Source organism: Pseudomonas sp. VI4.1 (assembly GCF_002029345.1).
Classification (GTDB): Bacteria; Pseudomonadota; Gammaproteobacteria; order Pseudomonadales; family Pseudomonadaceae; genus Aquipseudomonas.
Genome location: NZ_MULM01000169.1, coordinates 34167 through 51655 on the forward strand (window position 1 = coordinate 34167; position 17489 = coordinate 51655).

The 17489-nt window shown below is 60.3% G+C and carries 21 protein-coding genes; 10 read left to right on the forward strand and 11 right to left on the reverse strand.

Annotated elements, in window-relative coordinates:
* Window positions 1-140 precede the first annotated feature (140 nt).
* Complete coding sequence (locus BZ163_RS21810; RefSeq protein WP_128872534.1) at window positions 141-1538, reverse strand: NorM family multidrug efflux MATE transporter; 1398 nt, start codon at window positions 1536-1538, stop codon at window positions 141-143.
* A 158-nt stretch (window positions 1539-1696) separates the two neighbouring features.
* Between BZ163_RS21810 and BZ163_RS21815 the strand changes: the two genes are divergently transcribed.
* Together BZ163_RS21815 and BZ163_RS21820 are read left to right on the forward strand one after the other, a co-directional pair.
* On the forward strand, window positions 1697-2617 hold the full coding sequence (locus tag BZ163_RS21815) for a LysR substrate-binding domain-containing protein (protein WP_128872535.1): 921 nt from the start codon (window positions 1697-1699) through the stop codon (window positions 2615-2617).
* Between the two features lie 75 nt (window positions 2618-2692).
* Window positions 2693-3907: an aldose 1-epimerase family protein gene (locus BZ163_RS21820; RefSeq protein ID WP_128872536.1), complete on the forward strand. Its 1215-nt coding sequence runs from the start codon at window positions 2693-2695 to the stop codon at window positions 3905-3907.
* A 5-nt stretch (window positions 3908-3912) separates the two neighbouring features.
* Here BZ163_RS21820 and BZ163_RS21825 read toward each other — a convergent pair whose 3' ends face one another.
* Window positions 3913-5406: a YifB family Mg chelatase-like AAA ATPase gene (locus tag BZ163_RS21825; RefSeq protein ID WP_128872537.1), complete on the reverse strand. Its 1494-nt coding sequence runs from the start codon at window positions 5404-5406 to the stop codon at window positions 3913-3915.
* A gap of 760 nt (window positions 5407-6166) precedes the next feature.
* Window positions 6167-6406, reverse strand: a complete 240-nt coding sequence (locus BZ163_RS34920) for a hypothetical protein (RefSeq protein ID WP_168187392.1) — start codon at window positions 6404-6406, stop codon at window positions 6167-6169.
* A 192-nt stretch (window positions 6407-6598) separates the two neighbouring features.
* Between BZ163_RS34920 and BZ163_RS21830 the strand changes: the two genes are divergently transcribed.
* Window positions 6599-6862 carry a HigA family addiction module antitoxin gene (locus BZ163_RS21830; protein WP_128872538.1) on the forward strand — a complete coding sequence of 88 codons (264 nt, stop codon included), beginning with the start codon at window positions 6599-6601 and terminating at the stop codon, window positions 6860-6862.
* A gap of 5 nt (window positions 6863-6867) precedes the next feature.
* Here the strand turns inward: BZ163_RS21830 and BZ163_RS21835 are convergent, their stop codons facing one another.
* Entirely contained in the window at window positions 6868-7395 is a 528-nt protein-coding gene (locus BZ163_RS21835; protein WP_128872539.1) for a Bro-N domain-containing protein, read from the reverse strand.
* Window positions 7396-7813: 418 nt separating this feature from the next.
* On the reverse strand, window positions 7814-8074 hold the full coding sequence (locus BZ163_RS21840; protein WP_128872540.1) for an accessory factor UbiK family protein: 261 nt from the start codon (window positions 8072-8074) through the stop codon (window positions 7814-7816).
* A gap of 414 nt (window positions 8075-8488) precedes the next feature.
* On the opposite strand from BZ163_RS21840, the gene glnK reads away from it, so the two are divergent.
* The 4 genes from glnK to sutA all read left to right on the forward strand — a co-directional run bounded on the left by glnK (window position 8489) and on the right by sutA (window position 11268).
* Window positions 8489-8827: a P-II family nitrogen regulator gene (gene glnK, locus BZ163_RS21845; protein ID WP_002555808.1), complete on the forward strand. Its 339-nt coding sequence runs from the start codon at window positions 8489-8491 to the stop codon at window positions 8825-8827.
* A gap of 35 nt (window positions 8828-8862) precedes the next feature.
* A complete protein-coding gene (locus BZ163_RS21850) occupies window positions 8863-10200 on the forward strand; it encodes an ammonium transporter (RefSeq protein WP_128872541.1) in 1338 nt (445 codons plus the stop codon).
* A 213-nt stretch (window positions 10201-10413) separates the two neighbouring features.
* Window positions 10414-10839, forward strand: coding sequence for a secondary thiamine-phosphate synthase enzyme YjbQ (locus tag BZ163_RS21855; RefSeq protein ID WP_128872542.1), 426 nt, complete (start codon window positions 10414-10416; stop codon window positions 10837-10839).
* Window positions 10840-10941: 102 nt separating this feature from the next.
* A complete protein-coding gene (sutA, locus tag BZ163_RS21860; RefSeq protein ID WP_064680405.1) occupies window positions 10942-11268 on the forward strand; it encodes a transcriptional regulator SutA in 327 nt (108 codons plus the stop codon).
* A 199-nt stretch (window positions 11269-11467) separates the two neighbouring features.
* Here the strand turns inward: sutA and BZ163_RS21870 are convergent, their stop codons facing one another.
* The 6 genes from BZ163_RS21870 to BZ163_RS21895 are packed head-to-tail and all read right to left on the reverse strand — an operon-like array spanning window position 11468 to window position 16090.
* Window positions 11468-12175, reverse strand: a complete 708-nt coding sequence (locus BZ163_RS21870; protein ID WP_128872543.1) for an HAD family hydrolase — start codon at window positions 12173-12175, stop codon at window positions 11468-11470.
* On the reverse strand, window positions 12172-13071 hold the full coding sequence (gene xerC / locus BZ163_RS21875; protein ID WP_128872544.1) for a tyrosine recombinase XerC: 900 nt from the start codon (window positions 13069-13071) through the stop codon (window positions 12172-12174). Before xerC ends, BZ163_RS21870 begins: the two co-directional genes overlap by 4 nt.
* 2 nt (window positions 13072-13073) lie before the next feature.
* A complete protein-coding gene (locus tag BZ163_RS21880; RefSeq protein ID WP_128872545.1) occupies window positions 13074-13799 on the reverse strand; it encodes a DUF484 family protein in 726 nt (241 codons plus the stop codon).
* A 13-nt stretch (window positions 13800-13812) separates the two neighbouring features.
* Entirely contained in the window at window positions 13813-14643 is an 831-nt protein-coding gene (gene dapF, locus BZ163_RS21885; RefSeq protein WP_128872546.1) for a diaminopimelate epimerase, read from the reverse strand.
* Window positions 14644-14647: 4 nt separating this feature from the next.
* Window positions 14648-15895 (reverse strand): diaminopimelate decarboxylase, encoded by a 1248-nt coding sequence (gene lysA / locus BZ163_RS21890; RefSeq protein ID WP_128872547.1) that lies wholly within the window; start codon window positions 15893-15895, stop codon window positions 14648-14650.
* A 9-nt stretch (window positions 15896-15904) separates the two neighbouring features.
* Window positions 15905-16090 carry a lipoprotein gene (locus BZ163_RS21895; protein ID WP_064680399.1) on the reverse strand — a complete coding sequence of 62 codons (186 nt, stop codon included), beginning with the start codon at window positions 16088-16090 and terminating at the stop codon, window positions 15905-15907.
* Between the two features lie 234 nt (window positions 16091-16324).
* Between BZ163_RS21895 and cyaY the strand changes: the two genes are divergently transcribed.
* From cyaY to rnk, 3 genes are all read left to right on the forward strand, one after another.
* Window positions 16325-16657 (forward strand): iron donor protein CyaY, encoded by a 333-nt coding sequence (gene cyaY, locus BZ163_RS21900; RefSeq protein WP_128872548.1) that lies wholly within the window; start codon window positions 16325-16327, stop codon window positions 16655-16657.
* Window positions 16658-16661: 4 nt separating this feature from the next.
* A complete protein-coding gene (locus tag BZ163_RS21905; protein WP_128872549.1) occupies window positions 16662-16880 on the forward strand; it encodes a DUF1289 domain-containing protein in 219 nt (72 codons plus the stop codon).
* Between the two features lie 195 nt (window positions 16881-17075).
* Window positions 17076-17486, forward strand: a complete 411-nt coding sequence (gene rnk / locus BZ163_RS21915; protein WP_128872551.1) for a nucleoside diphosphate kinase regulator — start codon at window positions 17076-17078, stop codon at window positions 17484-17486.
* Window positions 17487-17489: the final 3 nt, after the last annotated feature.

The following is a 17489-nucleotide window of genomic DNA, read 5'->3' on the forward strand; positions in this document are numbered from 1 at the left end:
CGCAACCCAGAGGGTCATGGCGGTCCGACGGCCGCCACAACTCCTGTAGGAGCTGGCTTGCCAGCGAAAGCGGTGTGTCATTCAACATATGGGTCGTCTGACACACCGCCTTCGCTGCAAGCCAGCTCCTACAGGGGATCTCAGTCGGCCTGGGCGATTTGGAAGTTGGCCCCTGAGGTCGGCTCCCGCCGAATCATCCGCTTCATCTTCCACTCAAACGCCAGCGTCAGGCTCACCGCCGCGCACGCCAGCCCCAGTGCCAGGCCCCACCAGACACCGGTCGGTCCCCCATCCAAATGGAACGCCATCCACCAGGCGGCCGGCGCACCGATCAGCCAATAGCAGCCCAACCCGACCAGGAACGTGGTCTTGGCATCCTTGAGCCCGCGAATGCAGCCCATGGCAATGGTTTGCACGCCGTCGAACAGCTCGAACCATGCCGCCACCGCCAACAGGCTCACAGCCAGATTGATGACCTCGCGGAACGCCGGGTCGTTGTGGTCCAGGAACAGGCCGATCAACTGATTCGGCAGCAGCCAGAAGACCATCGCAAAGCCCAGCATCGCGGCCGCCCCGAAAGCAATCCCGACTCGTCCGGCCAGCCGTGCGCCCAACAGTTGCCCCGCACCGTAGTGCTGGCCGATGCGCATGGTGATCGCGTAGGAGAGCCCCGCCGGAATCATGAACGCCACCGAGACGATCTGCAGGGCGATCTGATGCGCCGCCAACTGCGTACTGCCCATGGTGCCCATGCACAACGCGGCGAAGGCAAACAGCCCGACTTCCACCGCGTAGGTACCGCCAATGGGCAGGCCGAGGCGCCACAGTTCCTTCAGATACTGACGGTTGGGCCGCGACAGGCCCTGGCGCAGAGGATAAGCGTCGTAGGCCGGATGCCGACGGATGTGCAGCGCGAGCGCCAGCGCCATGAGGTTGGCAACGATCGCCGTCACCAGGCCGATGCCCACCAGGCCCATTTTCGGCAAGCCGAACATACCGGTGATCAATGCATAATTGAGCAGAAAGTTGGCCACCGTGCCGCCGAGGCTGATGACCATCACCGGCGTCGCGCGGCCGATGGCGCTGGTGAAACCGCGCAGGGCCATGAAGCTCAAATAGCCGGGCAGGGCGAACGGCAGGATCAACAGGAACTGCCCGGCCGCCTCGACGTTGGTTTCGGTCTGGCCGAACAGCAACAGCAGCGGTTTGAGGTTCCACAGCGCCAAACCCGCCACCAGCGCCATCAACCACGCCAGCCACAAGCCGGCCTGGGTCAGGCGCGCCGCACCGACGATGTCGCCGGCACCCTGACGGATCGCTACCAGGGTGCCGACCGCCGCAATGACGCCGATGCAGAAGATCGACACGAACGAATAACTGGCCGCGCCAAGGCCGCCGCCGGCGAGTGCCTCGGGACTCAGGCGCGCCATCATCAAAGTGTCGGTGAGGACCATCAACATGTGCGCCAACTGCGAGGCAATCAACGGCCCCGCCAGCCGCAGGATGGCCCAGAGTTCAATGCGCGCTGGATGCTGCATGGTCATCACGCTCGATCGATAAAGTTAGCAGGAGAGCGTCGATTCTCGGCGCTTTGCGAGCATTTCACAAAGGGATAAAAAGGATGGGTGGCATGATTAAAACTCATGCTAAGAAGTTTCTGTTAGCTTCGTCTCATTACGTTGTAGGAGTCTTCCTGATGTCCCGTCGTCTTCCTCCCTTATATGCCCTTCGCGCATTCGAAGCAGCGGCGCGGCACAGTTCATTCACCCGCGCCGCCGAAGAATTGTCGATCACTCAGAGTGCAGTCAGTCGGCACATCCGTACGCTCGAAGAGCATTTCGCCTGTCGGCTGTTCCACCGCAGCGGGCGCAATTTGCAACTCACCGAGTCAGCGCGGCTGATCCTGCCCGGCATCCGCGAAGGCTTCACGGCCCTGGAACGAGCCTGCAATACGTTGCGCGCCGAAGATGACATCCTGCGCATGAAAGCGCCGTCCACCCTGACCATGCGTTGGCTGCTGGCGCGGCTCAGCCGTTTCCGCCATCTGCAACCGGGCAACGAGGTGCAACTGACCAGCGCCTGGATGGACGTCGACTCGGTGGACTTCAATCATGAGCCGTTCGACTGCGCCGTCATCCTCAGCAACGGCAATTTTCCTCCAGACTGGGAGGCCAGTTTCCTGTTTCCAGAAGAGCTGATTCCCGTCGGCGCGCCGAATCTTCTGAACGATCAACCGTGGGACCTCGCGCGCTTGGCCAATGCCGAACTGCTGCACCCGACCCCGGACCGCCGTGACTGGCGCAACTGGCTGGAGCGCATGGGCCTGGCGGATCAGGTGTCGCTCAAGGGCGGGCAGGTGTTCGACACGCTGGAGCTGGGCATGATCGCTGCCGCCCGAGGGTACGGCGTGTCCATGGGGGATTTGTTGATGGTGGCGGAGGATGTTGCACAGGGACGTCTGAGTTTACCTTGGCCCACGGCCGTCGCCAGTGGTGAGAAATATTACCTGGTCTGGCCAAAAACCCGACCGGGTGGTGAGCGTATGCGCCGGCTCAGCGATTTCCTGCAGGGCGAAGTGCGGGCGATGGAGCTGCCGGACGTCGAGCGTCTGGGCTGAACCTTATCTATAAGACTTGATGAATCGTTTCAGCAAGTCTATAAAAATGGCACAACTCCAAGAAAGGCTCCTGCCATGACCCCGCTAAAACTTTTCGTTGCCCTCAGCGCACTGTCCGCCGCCTCCCACGCCATGGCCTGGGACTACGTCCTGCTCGATACCGACAAGGCCGCCCAGAACTGGCAGATCACCAGTCAGCAACTCGGCGTGAAAACCGATAAACCCTTCTCCGTTACCCTGCGCACCTTGCACGGCGGTCGGCAAGAAGGCGTCAGCATCGTCGACATCGATAACGGCACCATGAAACTCTCGGTGGTGCCGACCCGTGGGATGAACGTCCTGCAGGCCTCGGTAGGCGATGTGCGCATGGGCTGGGATTCGCCGGTCAAGGAGGTGGTCAATCCATCCTTCATCGAACTCAACGGTCGCGGCGGCCTGGGCTGGCTGGAAGGCTTCAACGAACTGGTCACCCGCTGCGGCTACGAATGGGTCGGCCACCCCGGCATGGACAACGGCGAACTGTTGACCCTGCACGGTCGCGCCGCCAACATCCCGGCCAATAAAGTCACCCTGCACATCGACGAAAAACCGCCGCACGCCATCAGCCTGCGCGGCGAGCTGAAAGAGCAGGCGTTCAAGAAAGTCGACTTCTCCGTCGCGACCGAATTGGTTACCGAACCTGGCAGTGCGAGCTTTAGCCTCAACGATACCCTGCGCAATAACGGCGACTATTCGAAAGAATACCAAGCGCTCTACCACAGCAACTTCAGCACCCCATTCCTCGAGCAGGGCGCCCGCTTTGTCGCGCCGGTGAAACAGGTATCGCCATTCAACGACAAGGCCAAAGGCGATCTGCCGGACTGGCAAACCTACCGCGCACCGACCAAGGACTACGACGAAACGGTTTACAACGTGGTGCCCTATGCCGACGCCAAGGGCGATACGCTGACCGTGCTGCACAACAAGGCGGGCAGCCTGGGTGTCTCGGTCGGCTTCAATACCCAAACGTTGCCCGTGTTCTCCCTGTGGAAAAACACCGATACCCAAGGGCAGGGCTATGTCACGGGTCTTGAGCCCGGAACGAGCTTTTCCTACAACCGCCGGTATCAACGGCCACTGGGTCTGGTGCCGACGATTGGGCCGAAGGAGCAGAAGGAGTTCCGGATCAGCTATAGCTTGTTGGCGGACAAGGGCGCTGTGGATAAGGCGCTGAAGCGGGTGAGCGAGATTCAGGATGGGCGGGAAACCGAGGTGCGGCAGGTGCCGTTGGTGGATCTCACCAAGGAGTAAGGCCATCAGTGAGTGGTTGGCCGGTACTGCAGCGCCTCAGCCAGATGTTCACGGGTGATGCCATCAACTTGCTCAAGGTCCGCCAGGGTGCGCGCTACCTTGAGCAGTCGATGGGCCGCCCGCAACGACAGGGTCAAGCGCTCGCAGGCGGATTCCAGCCAGTTTTCATCGGCTGTGGATAACTTGCAGTGCCGGCGCAGGCCTGGCAGGTCGAGGAAGGCATTGGCGCAGCCTTGGCGTTTATGTTGCCGCTCCCTGGCATCGGCAACCCTCGCGGCGGCAGTCGCCGTGTCATCGCCGGGCTTCGACGAGGGGGTCAGCGCCGTGGCCTCCCGTGCGACGGTCAGGTGCAGGTCGATACGATCCAGTAACGGGCCCGACAGCTTGTTGCGATAACGCTGGACCATGTCCGGTGTGCAGGAACAGCGACCACTCGGTTCGCCAAGATATCCACAGGGGCAAGGATTCATCGCTGCGACCAACTGAAAACGCGCCGGAAAGCGTACGCGGTCCCTGGCGCGGGAGATCACGATGTGGCCGGATTCCAGTGGCTCCCTCAATACCTCCAATACTTTGCGGTCAAATTCCGGGAGTTCATCGAGGAACAGCACGCCATGGTGGGCAAGGGTGATCTCACCGGGTTGAGGTTTCGAGCCGCCACCCACCAGTGCCGGCCCGGAAGCGGAGTGATGGGGTTGGCGAAACGGTCGCTGCGGCCAATGGCTCAACGGCACACAACTGGCGACCGATTGAATCGCCGCGACTTCCAGCGCCTCGCTTTCTGCCAATGGCGGTAACAACCCCGGCAGACGACTCGCCAGCAGGGTCTTCCCCGTTCCCGGTGGCCCGCTGAACAGCAGGTTATGCGCGCCCGCCGCCGCAATCAGCAACGCTCGCTTGGCCGCGAGTTGGCCCTGCACTTCATTCAAGTCGGGATAGGGTTTGCTGGCGTGCATCAAGCCATCCGAAATGTAAGGCTCGATGGGCATATGACCATTGAAATGCGCAACGGCTTCCAGCAGATGATCCACCGCAATCACCTTCAACCCCGACGCCAGGCACGCCTCTTCGGCATTGGCCCGCGGCACCAACAATGTCCGTCCGGCCTTGCGCGCGGCCAGTGCCGCTGGCAATACCCCTCGAACCGCTCGCACTGCACCGGACAGCGCCAATTCCCCAAGGCATTCCACATCGTCCAGCGTCAGCGTCGGCACCTGGACACTGGCCGACAGGATCCCCAGGGCAATCGCCAGATCGAATCGTCCGCCGTCCTTTGGCAAATCGGCGGGAGCGAGATTCAAGGTGATACGCCGCGCCGGAAATTGCAGACCCGAATTGATGATCGCGCTGCGCACGCGGTCCTTGCTTTCCCTTACGGCTGTTTCGGGCAAGCCGACCATCGTCAGCGAAGGTAAACCGTTGGCCAGATGGACTTCCACGGTGACGGCGGGTGCATCCACGCCAATCTGGGCGCGGCTGTGGACGATGGAGAGGGACATGGTCGTTCCTTGAGCTGATGGAGAACCGCTTCCTGCGGTTTTTGAAGGGTAGTCGAGCTGGAATACAGTGCTCAAGCAGAGATTTACAAGACGTATCAATGACTTCTTTGCAGTCCGCCGATTGGCAGTATTTAGTCAATGAATTAGTCAGCTATTCGTTGAATAGGCCCTCTGCAATTGCTAGATTTTGGTCCAGGGCTCTTATAAAGCAGGGGTGTTGAGGTTCATTACGATATTGCCTCAATACTGTGGATGTGCAGGATTCGTGGATCCTGTGGTAGCGGCAACCGGCAACAATGGTGGCTTTCGACCCCTTCCGAGAGAGGTTTCTCGGACGTGCTAAGCGAGCGCTGCGACTACCAGCCCTGAATACATTAAAAAAAGGCGCCTACGGCGCCTTTTTTGCTTTCAGAGTGCCCACATTCATTGCGCCTCGATTGCGAGCTCATGATTCATTTGTCCTCCGTATTGCTGTCCAGTCAGCGGCACTAGGTGATTGATTGGCAAGCTCCGAAATGGGGCGTTTCACGGAAGATTTACACTTGAAATATTGACTAGAGGTTGGCATTAACGGGTCATCGTTTTTGAGGACTGCAACTGCGCATTCGTCGGGACTGGGCACCAGCTAAGGCCCCCCCGCATTTTTGGCAGCAGAGAAAGCTGGTTTCTCTGAAGTAGTGACGATGGGTTCGCCTATCGGATTCTGAACCCAAGGTCGCAAGGCTGGGAGCTAAAGAATCGCTGCGACTACTCCTCAAAATTACCTAAAAGGCGTCCGTTGGACGCCTTTTTTTTCTGATTCGGTATTGCGCGTGGCACCTGTCCGACTACCTTCGTTTGCCGGCCAGTAAACCAACTGGCTCAAGTTCTTTGCCGTGCGCGGCGGCGACTTCAAAAAGGCGGCGTTGGCTGGCCGATATATTTCCGACCAGCCGAAGCGCTTCGGCGTGAAACGCTGCAACATGTAGCAGTTTTGCCTTTCGCTTTTTTTTTGGCTCATACACACCTCCTGCTAGATCTGACCACAGAAGGTAACGGAGAGAGACGGGATTACGAATCAGGTGTGAGAGGCAGTTTTTGTAGGACTGTTCCGAAATGTATGAAGGCCAATGCCTGAATAGCGGGGGCGCTCTTGTGTGCTCGAGGGTGCTGCTTATGATCACAGCAGATCAAGCCACCCGGAGAAGGGAACATGAACACTAATGGAATGCGCTCGATTCATCCCGGAGAAATCCTTGAGCAGGAGTTTCTTGAGCCACTGGGCGCCACGGTGGCTGATCTTGCTTGCCAGCTTCCTGATTTCGAGATTGAACTGACAAAACTTGTAGCGCAGAGCACGGGAGTCAGTCCGGATCTTGCCAGGAAGCTGGCCACTCACTTCAATACCACGCCCGATTTTTGGCTGAATCTGCAATCGACCTACGAAGTGCGCAGTGACGATATCGAGCGTGGTTAGGTTGTCTATAACGACTGGAGTACTCGCGACGCTTTTTTCCACCACGGCACATTGACCGCATGTTGTGCCGATTCTTCATTCGACAGCAGGTGCGGCACATCCTGCAGCCGAATCCACGGCTGGTTGTTCCAGTGCAGCAAACTCAACGACATCTGAGGCCATTTCAGCCGGCTCAAAATCGGGCGTTCGGTTGAGGCGGGTTGCTGGGCGTCTCTGAGGGCCGGGACTACTTCGTGGGTTAGCCATTCGCGAAGGGCTCGGTATTCGGGGCAGTAGTGATAGACCAGGAGTGCGTAGACACCGGATTCGCTGATTAGCACGGTATGTTCGACGCGGCCGTGGGTGAGTGTTTTTGCGGTTTGGCGTTGGTCGGGGTCGAGTTTTCGGAGGGTGCGTTCGTCGAGGAAGAGGCGCAGCAGTCGGCCGAGGTCGCGGGCGCTGAACCAGGGTTGGTTTTGCAGGAGGAAGGCGTGGAGGTGGAGGTTGTGGCGGGTGAAGATGTGAGGGGTTAGATAAGTGTCATCGTTATTCATTGATACAGCTCCTTTTGCTTGAAAGGGCTGCCAGCAATCGTCGCCAAACGATTGGGTGGCAGCTGTACGCGGGTTGGCGAACCGGAGCAAAAGGAACCCGGCAGACCCGAAGGTCTCCCACGCACAACCGCCATGACTCGAGTCGATGGTCTTAGTGCGCCTTAAGCTTTCCAGGTCGCCAAACCCAGTGCTGAATATTCAGCATTGGGTGAGCTTAGGAACCGGGGCTTTGCGGCGCAATCGGACGGCGGTGGTGATCTTTGTAGGACGTTGCTGAGATGGTTGCGGGGCGTAGGATCAGGAGATCGTCCGAGGACGCGCGGCCTGAGCCTTCGACTGCTTCTACATCTTTGTTGGCAGATAGGCCGCCTTCGCTGGCAAGCCAGCTCCTACAGGGGGCTGCATTTCAACTCAGGAGTTATTCGGTTGGCGGGTTGAGCTTGGCTTCCAGCTCGGCCACTTTCGCTTCAAGACTCTCCAGCCGTGCCCGGGTTCGTGCCAGTACGACCATCTGGCTGTCGAATTCTTCCCGGCTCACCAGGTCCAGCTTGGTGAAGCCGCTCTGCAACAAAGCCTTGAACTGGCTTTCGATTTCGCTTTTCGGCAGTGGGTTGTCGCCGCTGAAGAGGCGGGAGGCGGTGCCGCTCAGGGCGTCGAGGAAGTCTTTGGGCGCAAGCATGGGAAAGGTCCTGGAAACAATGGCGAGCAGTGTATCACGCAGTGTCTATAGTCAATCCCGACTGCAGGGATGCACGCTTTTCGCGCATGCGGACGGACGGTATCGCACTGTTGTTGTGCGTATTCGGCGGACCCTTCTGGCGCAGGGTCGGATGGTTGCGATCAAGCCATTGAATTCATGGGTATTTGTGGAGATGGCAAGCTTTCTGCTTAGTGCCTGGTGACCCATGCACTGATGCAGTCGCTGTGACGAATGCAGTGCGCCAAGCGAAACGGGGAGTTTCGTGAGGAGCGGTTAGCTGGCGTCGGACGGGCAGGTAAGGCCGACGATGCGTTACAAAGCCAGGCACTGCGCTTAGACTTGAGTCGGGTTTGTTTTCCTGGGGCAAGTCCACCAATTCGGGAGAGAGTTTTCATGAAGCTAGTCACTGCCATCATCAAGCCGTTCAAGCTGGACGACGTACGCGAGTCGCTGTCCGAGATCGGCGTGCAGGGCATTACCGTCACTGAAGTCAAAGGCTTCGGCCGGCAGAAGGGTCACACCGAGCTGTATCGCGGCGCGGAATACGTGGTCGATTTTCTGCCCAAGGTGAAAATCGATGTCGCCATTGACGACAAGGATCTGGATCGGGTTATCGAGGCGATAACCAAGGCTGCCAACACCGGCAAGATCGGTGACGGCAAGATCTTCGTGGTCAATCTGGAACAGGCGATTCGCATCCGTACCGGCGAAACCGATACCGACGCAATCTAAGCCGCCACCACCCCAACGCCCCAGGAGAAAACAATATGACTCTGCGTAAATTCGCAGGGCTAGGAGCCCTGTTGTCCCTCGTAATGCCCAGCCTGGTCATGGCGGCAGACGAAGTGGCGGCCCCAGTCCTCAATTCGGGTGACACTGCCTGGATGCTGACCTCGACAGCCCTCGTGCTGTTCATGACTATTCCCGGCCTCGCGCTGTTCTACGGCGGCATGGTTCGGTCGAAAAACATTCTTTCCGTGATGATGCAGTGCTTCGCCATTACCGGTCTGATCAGCATCCTGTGGGTCATTTATGGCTACAGCATCGCGTTCGACACCACCGGCATGGAGCAGGGCGTCGTCAACTTCAACTCGTTCTTCGGCGGCATGGGCAAGGCGTTTCTCGCCGGTGTCACGCCATCGAGTGTGACCGGTCCCGCGGCGCTGTTCCCTGAGGCGGTGTTCATCACCTTCCAGATGACCTTCGCCATCATCACCCCGGCGTTGATCGTCGGTGCCTTTGCCGAGCGGATGAAGTTCTCCGCCATGCTGATCTTCATGGGCATCTGGTTCACCCTGGTGTATGCACCGATCGCGCACATGGTCTGGTCCGGCAACGGCGGCCTGATGTGGGACTGGGGCGTGCTCGACTTCGCGGGCGGCACCGTGGTGCATATCAACGCCGGTATTGCGGGTCTGGTCTGCTGCCTGGTACTGGGCAAGCGCAAAGGCTTCCCGACCACCCCGATGGCGCCGCATAACCTCGGTTACACGCTGATGGGCGCTGCCATGCTGTGGGTCGGCTGGTTCGGTTTCAACGCCGGTTCCGCCGCAGCGGCCAACGGCACTGCCGGTATGGCGATGCTGGTCACTCAGATCGCCACCGCGGCTGCCGCACTGGGCTGGATGTTCGCCGAGTGGGTCACCCACGGTAAACCAAGCGCACTGGGTATCGCTTCGGGCGTGGTAGCGGGTCTGGTCGCCATCACGCCGGCCGCAGGTACCGTGGGCCCGATGGGCGCGCTGGTGATCGGTCTGGCAGCGGGCGTGGTGTGCTTCTTCTGCGCCACCACCCTGAAACGCAAACTCGGTTATGACGATTCCCTGGACGCGTTCGGCGTGCACGGTATCGGCGGTATCCTCGGCGCGATCCTGACCGGTGTATTCGCCGCTCCGGCCCTGGGTGGTTTCGGCACAGTGACCGATATCGGTGCACAGGTCTGGATCCAGCTCAAGGGGGTGGGTTTCACCGTGATCTACACCGCGATCGTCACCTACATCATTCTCAAGGTGCTGGACGCCGTCATGGGTCTGCGCGTTACCGAAGAAGAAGAGGCTGTCGGCATCGACCTGGCACTTCACAACGAGCGCGGCTACAACTTGTAAGAACGCGCATAAAAATTTGCCCGGCTTGCCGGGCATTTTTTTGTCTGGAGTTTGTCAGTGAAGGAACAGCTGAAAGGTTTTTTCGGACAGGTTTCGCGGCGTTTACGCAGCGTGTTTTTGTACGGCCAATGGCTTACATGATTGAAGGAATATTAGGGCCTTTGTTTTTTCCCAGAGCGCGCTAGAATGCGCCCCGAACGTGCGGAGAACTGTATGTGGCAACAGACTCTGATTACCTTGCGGGCGAGGCCCCGGGGCTTTCATCTGGTAACGGACGAGTTACTCGCCGGCCTGCCTGAAATCAAGGCATGTCGGGTCGGTCTGTTGCATTTGTGGCTACAGCATACCTCGGCGTCGTTGACCATCAACGAGAACGCCGATCCGGCGGTACGTCGCGACTTCGAACGTTTTTTCAATCGTCTGATCCCACAAGGAACGGACGGCTATGAGCATAACGACGAAGGCCTGGACGACCTCCCGGCGCACTTCAAGGCCAGCGTGCTTGGCTGTCAGCTCAGTTTGCCGATTCAGGCGGGCCGATTGGCGCTGGGGACCTGGCAAGGCGTTTATCTGGGCGAGCACCGTGATCATGGCGGTGCCCGTAAAGTCCTCGCCACCTTGCACGGTGAAGGGGAATAAGCCGTTGGGCATCAACGGCGGTTGAATTTTTTCCGGCAGCCGTCGACAGACGGCAAAGCTGGGCTATAACTAATCTGCTTTTCGCAAGTCATGAGGTAGAACATGAGCGACGATGATCTGGAAAACGACGACCTCGAAGTAGGCGACGACGACGAAACCGAAGAAGGCCTTGAAACGGCGGCAGAAGACGTCGCTGAAGACGACGATGGCGGTGATACGCCCGTTCCGACGGCCAAAGGCAAGGCCAAGGCTGCGGTGTCGGTCGATGAGCTGCCGAGTGTCGAAGCCAAGAACAAGGAACGCGACGCCCTGGCCAAGGCCATGGAAGAGTTTCTTGCGCGCGGCGGCAAGGTGCAGGAAGTGGAGGCCAATGTGGTCGCCGATCCTCCCAAGAAGCCTGACAACAAGTACGGTAGCCGGCCTATCTGAGCCTCTGCCCGTGCTTGCTGAAAAAGCCCGCCGTCGCTGCGGGCTTTTTCATGGGTGGAATAAAATCCGGCGTTCGGCAAAACCCTTGTAGGAGCCGGCTTGCCGGCGAAGGGGCCTTCGGATCTTGTGCAATGCTGGAGGACGCCTTCGCTGGCAAGCCAGCGCCTACAGGGGTTTGCGGTGTTTGTTGGGTTGAGGTTCAGGCCGAGCCGGCGTTCCACCGCGCCAGCAACGCCGGCAAATCGCTCAGGCTGCGAATTTCCGCGTCCGGCAATCGATCCGCTTCCCAGGCTTTGCCCGTCGGGTTGAACCAGATCGCCCGCAACCCCGCCTGCTGCGCTCCTGCAATGTCATCGCCCGGATGATCGCCGACATGCACGGCCGTCTGCGCCGTTGCCGCACCACGCTGCAAAGCCTCATGGAACAGTCGCGCATCGGGCTTGGCGATGCCGATGTCTTCGGCGCACAGCGCAAATTTGAAGTAGTCCGCCAGCCCTAATCGACGCACATCGGCGTTGCCATTGGTGACCACGCCCAAGGCGTAGTGCCTGGCCAGAATCTCCAGGGTCGGTTCGACTTCAGGGAACACTTCGATCTGGTGCCGCGCATGCAAAAACACTTCAAAACCCTTGTCAGCCAGGTCCGAAGCCTGGCCATGGTCGTAGCCGGCTTCTTCCAGCGCGTGGAACAGCACCCGCCGACGCAGGGCGCTGATGCGGTGCTTGAGGCTCGGTTCGCTGCTCAGAATCCGCTCACGAATCGCCCACAAATGCTCCACGGGCAGCGCGCCCAGGGTGGGGGCGTGCTCGGTCAGCCATTCACGCAATACGGCTTCGGCGCTGACGATCACCGGCGCGGTGTCCCACAGGGTGTCGTCGAGGTCGAAGGTGATCAATTGGAGGGTCATGAATCATCGCCTTTAATGCGTTTGGCCCGTGGATGGGCGCTGTCGTAGACCGTCGCCAGGTGCTGGAAGTCCAGGTGGGTGTAGATCTGGGTGGTCTTGATGTCCGAGTGGCCGAGCAGCTCTTGGACCGCTCGCAGGTCCTGTGAGGATTCCAGCAAATGGCTGGCAAAGGAATGCCGCAACATGTGCGGGTGCAGGTTCTGTCCCAGCTCGCGTTCTCCAGCGGCCTTGACCCGTACCTGAATCGCCCGGGGGCCGAGGCGGCGACCTTGCTGGCTGACGAACACGGCATCGTCCGCCGGATTGGCCATGGCCCGCAACGCCAGCCACTGCTCCAGCGCTTCGCGCGCTTTCTTGCCGACGGGCAATAGCCGCGTCTTGCTGCCCTTGCCGAGTACCTGGACCATCCCGTCGGCCAGATCCAGCTGATCGAGATTGAGCCCGGTCAGCTCCGAAAGGCGCAATCCCGAGGAATAGAACAACTCCAGAATCGCCTGGTCGCGACGCGCCAGGAAGTCATCTTCCACCGCGCCTTCAAGCAATTGCAGCGCGCGGTCGGTATCGAGGGTTTTCGGCAGGCGGCGTTCGCCCTTGGGCGGTGCCAGGCCGTTGGCCGGATCGTGGTCGCAGAGGCCTTCGCGGTTCAGATAATGATACAGCCCGCGCACTGCCGAGAGCAGCCGCGCCAGGCTGCGCGACGACTGGCCCTGGGCATGCAGGCGCGCGATCAGGCTGCGCAGGCGCTGGATATCCAGCGCGGCCCAGCTGTCGATGTTCTGTTTGACGCACCAGCCCAGCACTTTGTCGAGGTCGCGGCGGTAGGCGTACAGCGTATGAGGCGACACCTGTCGCTCACTGCGCAGGTGTTCGCAGTAAGCGTCCAGTTGCCGTTCCACGATCAGCGTACCGAGCGCGCAGAGCTGTTGACCCGTGGCAGCACACGGCCCATGACTTCGGCGATGTAGCTCAGGAACAGCGTGCCCACCGAGCTCTTGTAGTGCTGCGGGTCGCGACTGGCGATGGCCAGGACGCCGTGGATGCCTTGATGGCTGATGGCGACGACGGCGGTGGAGCCGATCTGCTTGCGCTGTTCTTCGCCGAACAGGAAGTCCAGTTCGTGCTCGCGCAGGCTGCCGCTGACGCTCTTGTCTTCCGAGAGCAGGCCGCCAATGGCCGTTTGCGCGTCGGCATGGGTCACCCAGCGGCCGACCGGCATCGGGTTGTCGCCCAGCAGGATCAAGCTGACAAAGGGCACCTGGAAGTCCTGGCGCAGGCTGTCTTCGACGCTGATCACCACGTCTTCCAGGCTGGTGGCGTCCATCAGCGCGAGAATCAGGCGGCGGGTCTTGTCGAAGAGACGGTCATTGTCGCGGGCGACGTCCATCAAGTGCGACAGGCGATGACGCAAGTCGATGTTGCGGTCGCGCAGGAGGGTCATCTGGCGTTCCACCAGCGATATGGTGTCGCCGCGTCGGTGGGGAATGCGCAAGGCCGGGAGCAGTTCTTCGTGTTCGACGAAAAAATCCGGATGAGCCTCCAGGTACGCGGCAATCGCCGCCGCCTCAAGGCTTTCGGAAGGGGATTCGTCGGGCTGTAGGGCGGGAACCTGAGGCTTATCTTTCATGGATTTGACTCTCTCAAAGACGCACTTGTCCTTCATAAACGCGCACTGCCGGGCCGGTCATCATCACCGGTTCGCCAGGGCCTGCCCATTCAATGGACAGGCGCCCGCCGGGCAGGTCGATCAATAGGGGCGAATCCATCCACCCCTGGCTGATCGCGGCCACTGCGGCAGCACAGGCGCCGGTTCCGCAAGCCTGGGTTTCCCCGGCCCCGCGTTCCCAGACGCGCAGCTGCGCACGATTGCGGTCGATGACCTGGAGGAAACCGACATTGACCCGCGATGGAAAGCGCGGATGGTGTTCGATTTTCGGCCCCAGTTCATGCACCGGGGCGTTGTTGATGTCGCTGACCCGCAGCACGGCATGGGGATTGCCCATGGACACGGCGGCCAGTTCGATCACAGCACCCTCGACATCAACCCGATAACTCAGGGCCTGTTCCGTTGCGTCGAACGGAATCTCGGCCGGCACCAGGCGCGGCGCGCCCATGTTGACCCCGATCTGTCCGTCGCTGCGGATATCCAGCTCGATGATGCCACTTTTGGTTTCGACGCGGATCTGCCGTTTCGCGGTCAGGCGCTTGTCGAGCACAAAGCGGGCGAAACAGCGCGCACCGTTGCCGCACTGTTCCACTTCGGAGCCGTCGGCGTTGAAGATCCGGTAACGGAAATCCACGTCCGGGTTGCTCGGCGCTTCGACGATCAGCAGCTGGTCGAAGCCGACTCCAGTGTGTCGATCACCCCATTGCTTTGCGTGCTTGGGCAAAATATGCGCGTGCTGGCTGACCAGGTCGAGGACCATGAAGTCATTGCCCAGGCCGTGCATCTTGGTAAAACGCAGCAGCATGGTTTTACTCCGGCAGCAGGCTTTCGCCAGCGAACAACTCGGCTACCGTCTCACGGCGACGCACTTCAAATGCCTGATCACCGTCCACCAACACTTCGGCGGCGCGGCCGCGGGTGTTGTAGTTGGAACTCATGACAAACCCGTAGGCACCGGCCGAATGCACGGCCAGCAGGTCGCCTTCTTCCAGGGCCAGCTCACGATCCTTGGCCAGGAAGTCGCCGGTCTCGCAGATCGGCCCGACGATGTCGTAGGCACGGGCTGCGGTGGTGCGCGGGCGCACGGCGGTAACGTCCATCCAGGCCTGGTACAGCGCCGGGCGGATCAGGTCGTTCATGGCCGCGTCGACGATGGCGAAGTCTTTGTGTTCGGTGTGCTTGAGGTACTCGACCTGGGTCAGCAGTACGCCGGCGTTGGCGACGATGAAACGACCCGGCTCGAACACCAGCGCCAGGTCACGACCGTCGAGACGCTCGCGCACGGCTTTGATGTAGTCGGCAGCCAGTGGCGGCTCTTCATCGCGATAACGCACGCCCAGGCCGCCACCGAGATCGATGTGGCGCAGGTAGATCCCGCACTCGCCGAGGCGGTCGACCAGGGCCAGCAGGCGGTCGAGGGCATCGATAAAGGGCGGCAGGGTGGTCAGTTGCGAGCCGATGTGGCAGTCGACGCCGACCACTTCGAGGTTGGGCAACTGCGCGGCGCGGATGTACACATCTTCGGCGTCGGCGATGGCGATGCCGAACTTGTTTTCCTTGAGACCGGTGGAGATGTACGGATGCGTGCCGGCATCGACGTCCGGGTTCACGCGCAGCGAGATCGGTGCACGCACGCCCAGTTCGGCGGCGACCACCTGCAGGCGCTCGAGCTCGTCGGTGGATTCGACGTTGAAGCAATGCACGCCGACTTCCAGGGCGCGACGCATGTCGTCACGGGTCTTGCCGACACCGGAGAACACGATCTTGTCGGCGCTGCCGCCAGCGGCCAATACGCGTTCCAGCTCGCCACGGGAGACGATGTCGAAACCGGCGCCCAGGCGCGCCAGGACATTCAGTACACCCAGGTTGGAGTTGGCCTTGACTGCAAAGCAGACCAGGTGGGGCGTGCCGGCCAGTGCGTCGGCGTAAGCCAGGTACTGGGCTTCGATGTGGGCACGGGAGTAGACGTAAGTCGGCGTGCCAAAGCGTTCGGCGATGGCGGACAGGGCAACACCTTCCGCGAACAGCTCACCGTCACGGTAGTTAAAAGCGTTCATGATGTTCCCTTATTGGTAGACGTCGTGCTTGTGTGCTTTAGACGCAGGCTGCTGTTGGGACGACTTGGCCTGTTCGACAGGGTCCTGGTTCTCATCAGGCAGGTACAGCGGGCCTTTTTGACCACAGGCCGATAACACGCTGGCAAAAGCGACGAGCGAAGCAAGCGCAGCAAGGGAAGAGATCAGGCGCTTCATGGCGAAATCCTTGAAAATGCGTTAATTGCGCCGGAGTATACCGGCCACCCGACAGCTTGCCTATGTAACGGAGTTCCCGTCCGGCGGGGCTTGGGCTGATGCCAGCCCCTGCAGGAGCGGGATCGTGTTTGATGTACCTATATCGGCGCTTGATCGGTATCCTTTGCATTCACCGTAGCTCGCCCGTATCTTGCGGCGCTTGAGCGTGAGTAGATACTTTTCGAGGTTGCCGCAATGAGTTTGACCGAAGCCCGTTTCCACGATCTCGTCGATGCCACCCAGCAATCGCTGGAGGATATTTTTGACGAGAGTGACCTGGATCTCGATCTGGAAAGTTCGGCCGGTGTGCTGACCGTCAAGTTCGAAAACGGCACGGCGCTGATCTTCAGCCGCCAGGAGCCGTTGCGTCAGCTGTGGCTGGCGGCAGTGTCCGGTGGCTTCCACTTCGACTATGACGAAGAGAGCGAGCGCTGGATGTGCGACAAGAGCGAAGAGCAACTGGGCGAAATGCTCGAGCGCATCGTCAAGCAGCAGGCTGGCGTCGAACTCGATTTCGAAGGTCTGTGAGGTCGTGACCCAGCCTGTGCCCGTTCGAGCGCCCAAACCGCTCTACAGCAATGTCAGCCCGGCGGTGCCTTCGCCGTGCAGCGGTGTGTGTCGGCTGGATGAGCAGAAGGTCTGCCTGGGGTGTTTTCGTCATGTCGAAGACATCCGCGAATGGCGCTCGGCCGATGATGAACGGCGCCGGGTGATTTGCGTCCAGGCCATCCAGCGCAAATCCCACGCCTGACGCATAACCACAGGGTTTCTACTTCGCCCGCCTGCAATTCCCCGCTGTCGGGCCCGTGGTCGCCCCTCACTTGTATATTTATTGAGCTGTGATAGTGTCCGGGTACGCCTCAACCCATCGAGGCTCGTGAAAACCCCGCCTTTCTCTGGCGGGGTTTTGCTTTTTTCGTGCAGAAGAAAGGAGTCTGCCCTGATCATGACCGCACCTTCCATCACCCTTACCCGTCTGGACGTACAACGTCTGGAGCGCCTGATCGACAGCCTGGATGACACGCTGCCGGGCGTTATCGCGCTGCAAACCGAACTGGATCGCGCCGATACCCTGGTCGGTCACGATGAAGTGCCCGCCGATCTCGTGACCATGAATTCCCGTGTGCATTGCCGTGAAGAGAGCAGCGGCAAGGATTACCACCTGACGCTGGTCTACCCCAAGGATGCCAATGCCGACGAAGGCAAGATTTCCATCCTGGCGCCGGTAGGCAGCGCATTGCTCGGCCTCAAGGTTGGCCAGCATATCGATTGGCCGGCTCCGGGCGGCAAGACCCTCAAGCTGACCCTGCTGGAAGTCGAATCACAGCCTGCCAATGGCGGCGCCTTCCCGGAATGACCT

Excerpts from the sequence above, each read along its gene's own strand:
- BZ163_RS21810 (WP_128872534.1), bottom strand. The coding sequence starts at position 1,538 with ATGCAGCATCCAGCGCGCATTGAACTCTGGGCCATCCTGCGGCTGGCG.
- BZ163_RS21815 (WP_128872535.1), top strand. The coding sequence starts at position 1,697 with ATGTCCCGTCGTCTTCCTCCCTTATATGCCCTTCGCGCATTCGAAGCA.
- BZ163_RS21820 (WP_128872536.1), top strand. The coding sequence starts at position 2,693 with ATGACCCCGCTAAAACTTTTCGTTGCCCTCAGCGCACTGTCCGCCGCC.
- BZ163_RS21825 (WP_128872537.1), bottom strand. The coding sequence starts at position 5,406 with ATGTCCCTCTCCATCGTCCACAGCCGCGCCCAGATTGGCGTGGATGCA.
- BZ163_RS34920 (WP_168187392.1), bottom strand. The coding sequence starts at position 6,406 with ATGAGCCAAAAAAAAAGCGAAAGGCAAAACTGCTACATGTTGCAGCGT.
- BZ163_RS21830 (WP_128872538.1), top strand. The coding sequence starts at position 6,599 with ATGAACACTAATGGAATGCGCTCGATTCATCCCGGAGAAATCCTTGAG.
- BZ163_RS21835 (WP_128872539.1), bottom strand. The coding sequence starts at position 7,395 with ATGAATAACGATGACACTTATCTAACCCCTCACATCTTCACCCGCCAC.
- BZ163_RS21840 (WP_128872540.1), bottom strand. The coding sequence starts at position 8,074 with ATGCTTGCGCCCAAAGACTTCCTCGACGCCCTGAGCGGCACCGCCTCC.
- glnK (WP_002555808.1), top strand. The coding sequence starts at position 8,489 with ATGAAGCTAGTCACTGCCATCATCAAGCCGTTCAAGCTGGACGACGTA.
- BZ163_RS21850 (WP_128872541.1), top strand. The coding sequence starts at position 8,863 with ATGACTCTGCGTAAATTCGCAGGGCTAGGAGCCCTGTTGTCCCTCGTA.
- BZ163_RS21855 (WP_128872542.1), top strand. The coding sequence starts at position 10,414 with ATGTGGCAACAGACTCTGATTACCTTGCGGGCGAGGCCCCGGGGCTTT.
- sutA (WP_064680405.1), top strand. The coding sequence starts at position 10,942 with ATGAGCGACGATGATCTGGAAAACGACGACCTCGAAGTAGGCGACGAC.
- BZ163_RS21870 (WP_128872543.1), bottom strand. The coding sequence starts at position 12,175 with ATGACCCTCCAATTGATCACCTTCGACCTCGACGACACCCTGTGGGAC.
- BZ163_RS21880 (WP_128872545.1), bottom strand. The coding sequence starts at position 13,799 with ATGAAAGATAAGCCTCAGGTTCCCGCCCTACAGCCCGACGAATCCCCT.
- dapF (WP_128872546.1), bottom strand. The coding sequence starts at position 14,643 with ATGCTGCTGCGTTTTACCAAGATGCACGGCCTGGGCAATGACTTCATG.
- lysA (WP_128872547.1), bottom strand. The coding sequence starts at position 15,895 with ATGAACGCTTTTAACTACCGTGACGGTGAGCTGTTCGCGGAAGGTGTT.
- BZ163_RS21895 (WP_064680399.1), bottom strand. The coding sequence starts at position 16,090 with ATGAAGCGCCTGATCTCTTCCCTTGCTGCGCTTGCTTCGCTCGTCGCT.
- cyaY (WP_128872548.1), top strand. The coding sequence starts at position 16,325 with ATGAGTTTGACCGAAGCCCGTTTCCACGATCTCGTCGATGCCACCCAG.
- rnk (WP_128872551.1), top strand. The coding sequence starts at position 17,076 with ATGACCGCACCTTCCATCACCCTTACCCGTCTGGACGTACAACGTCTG.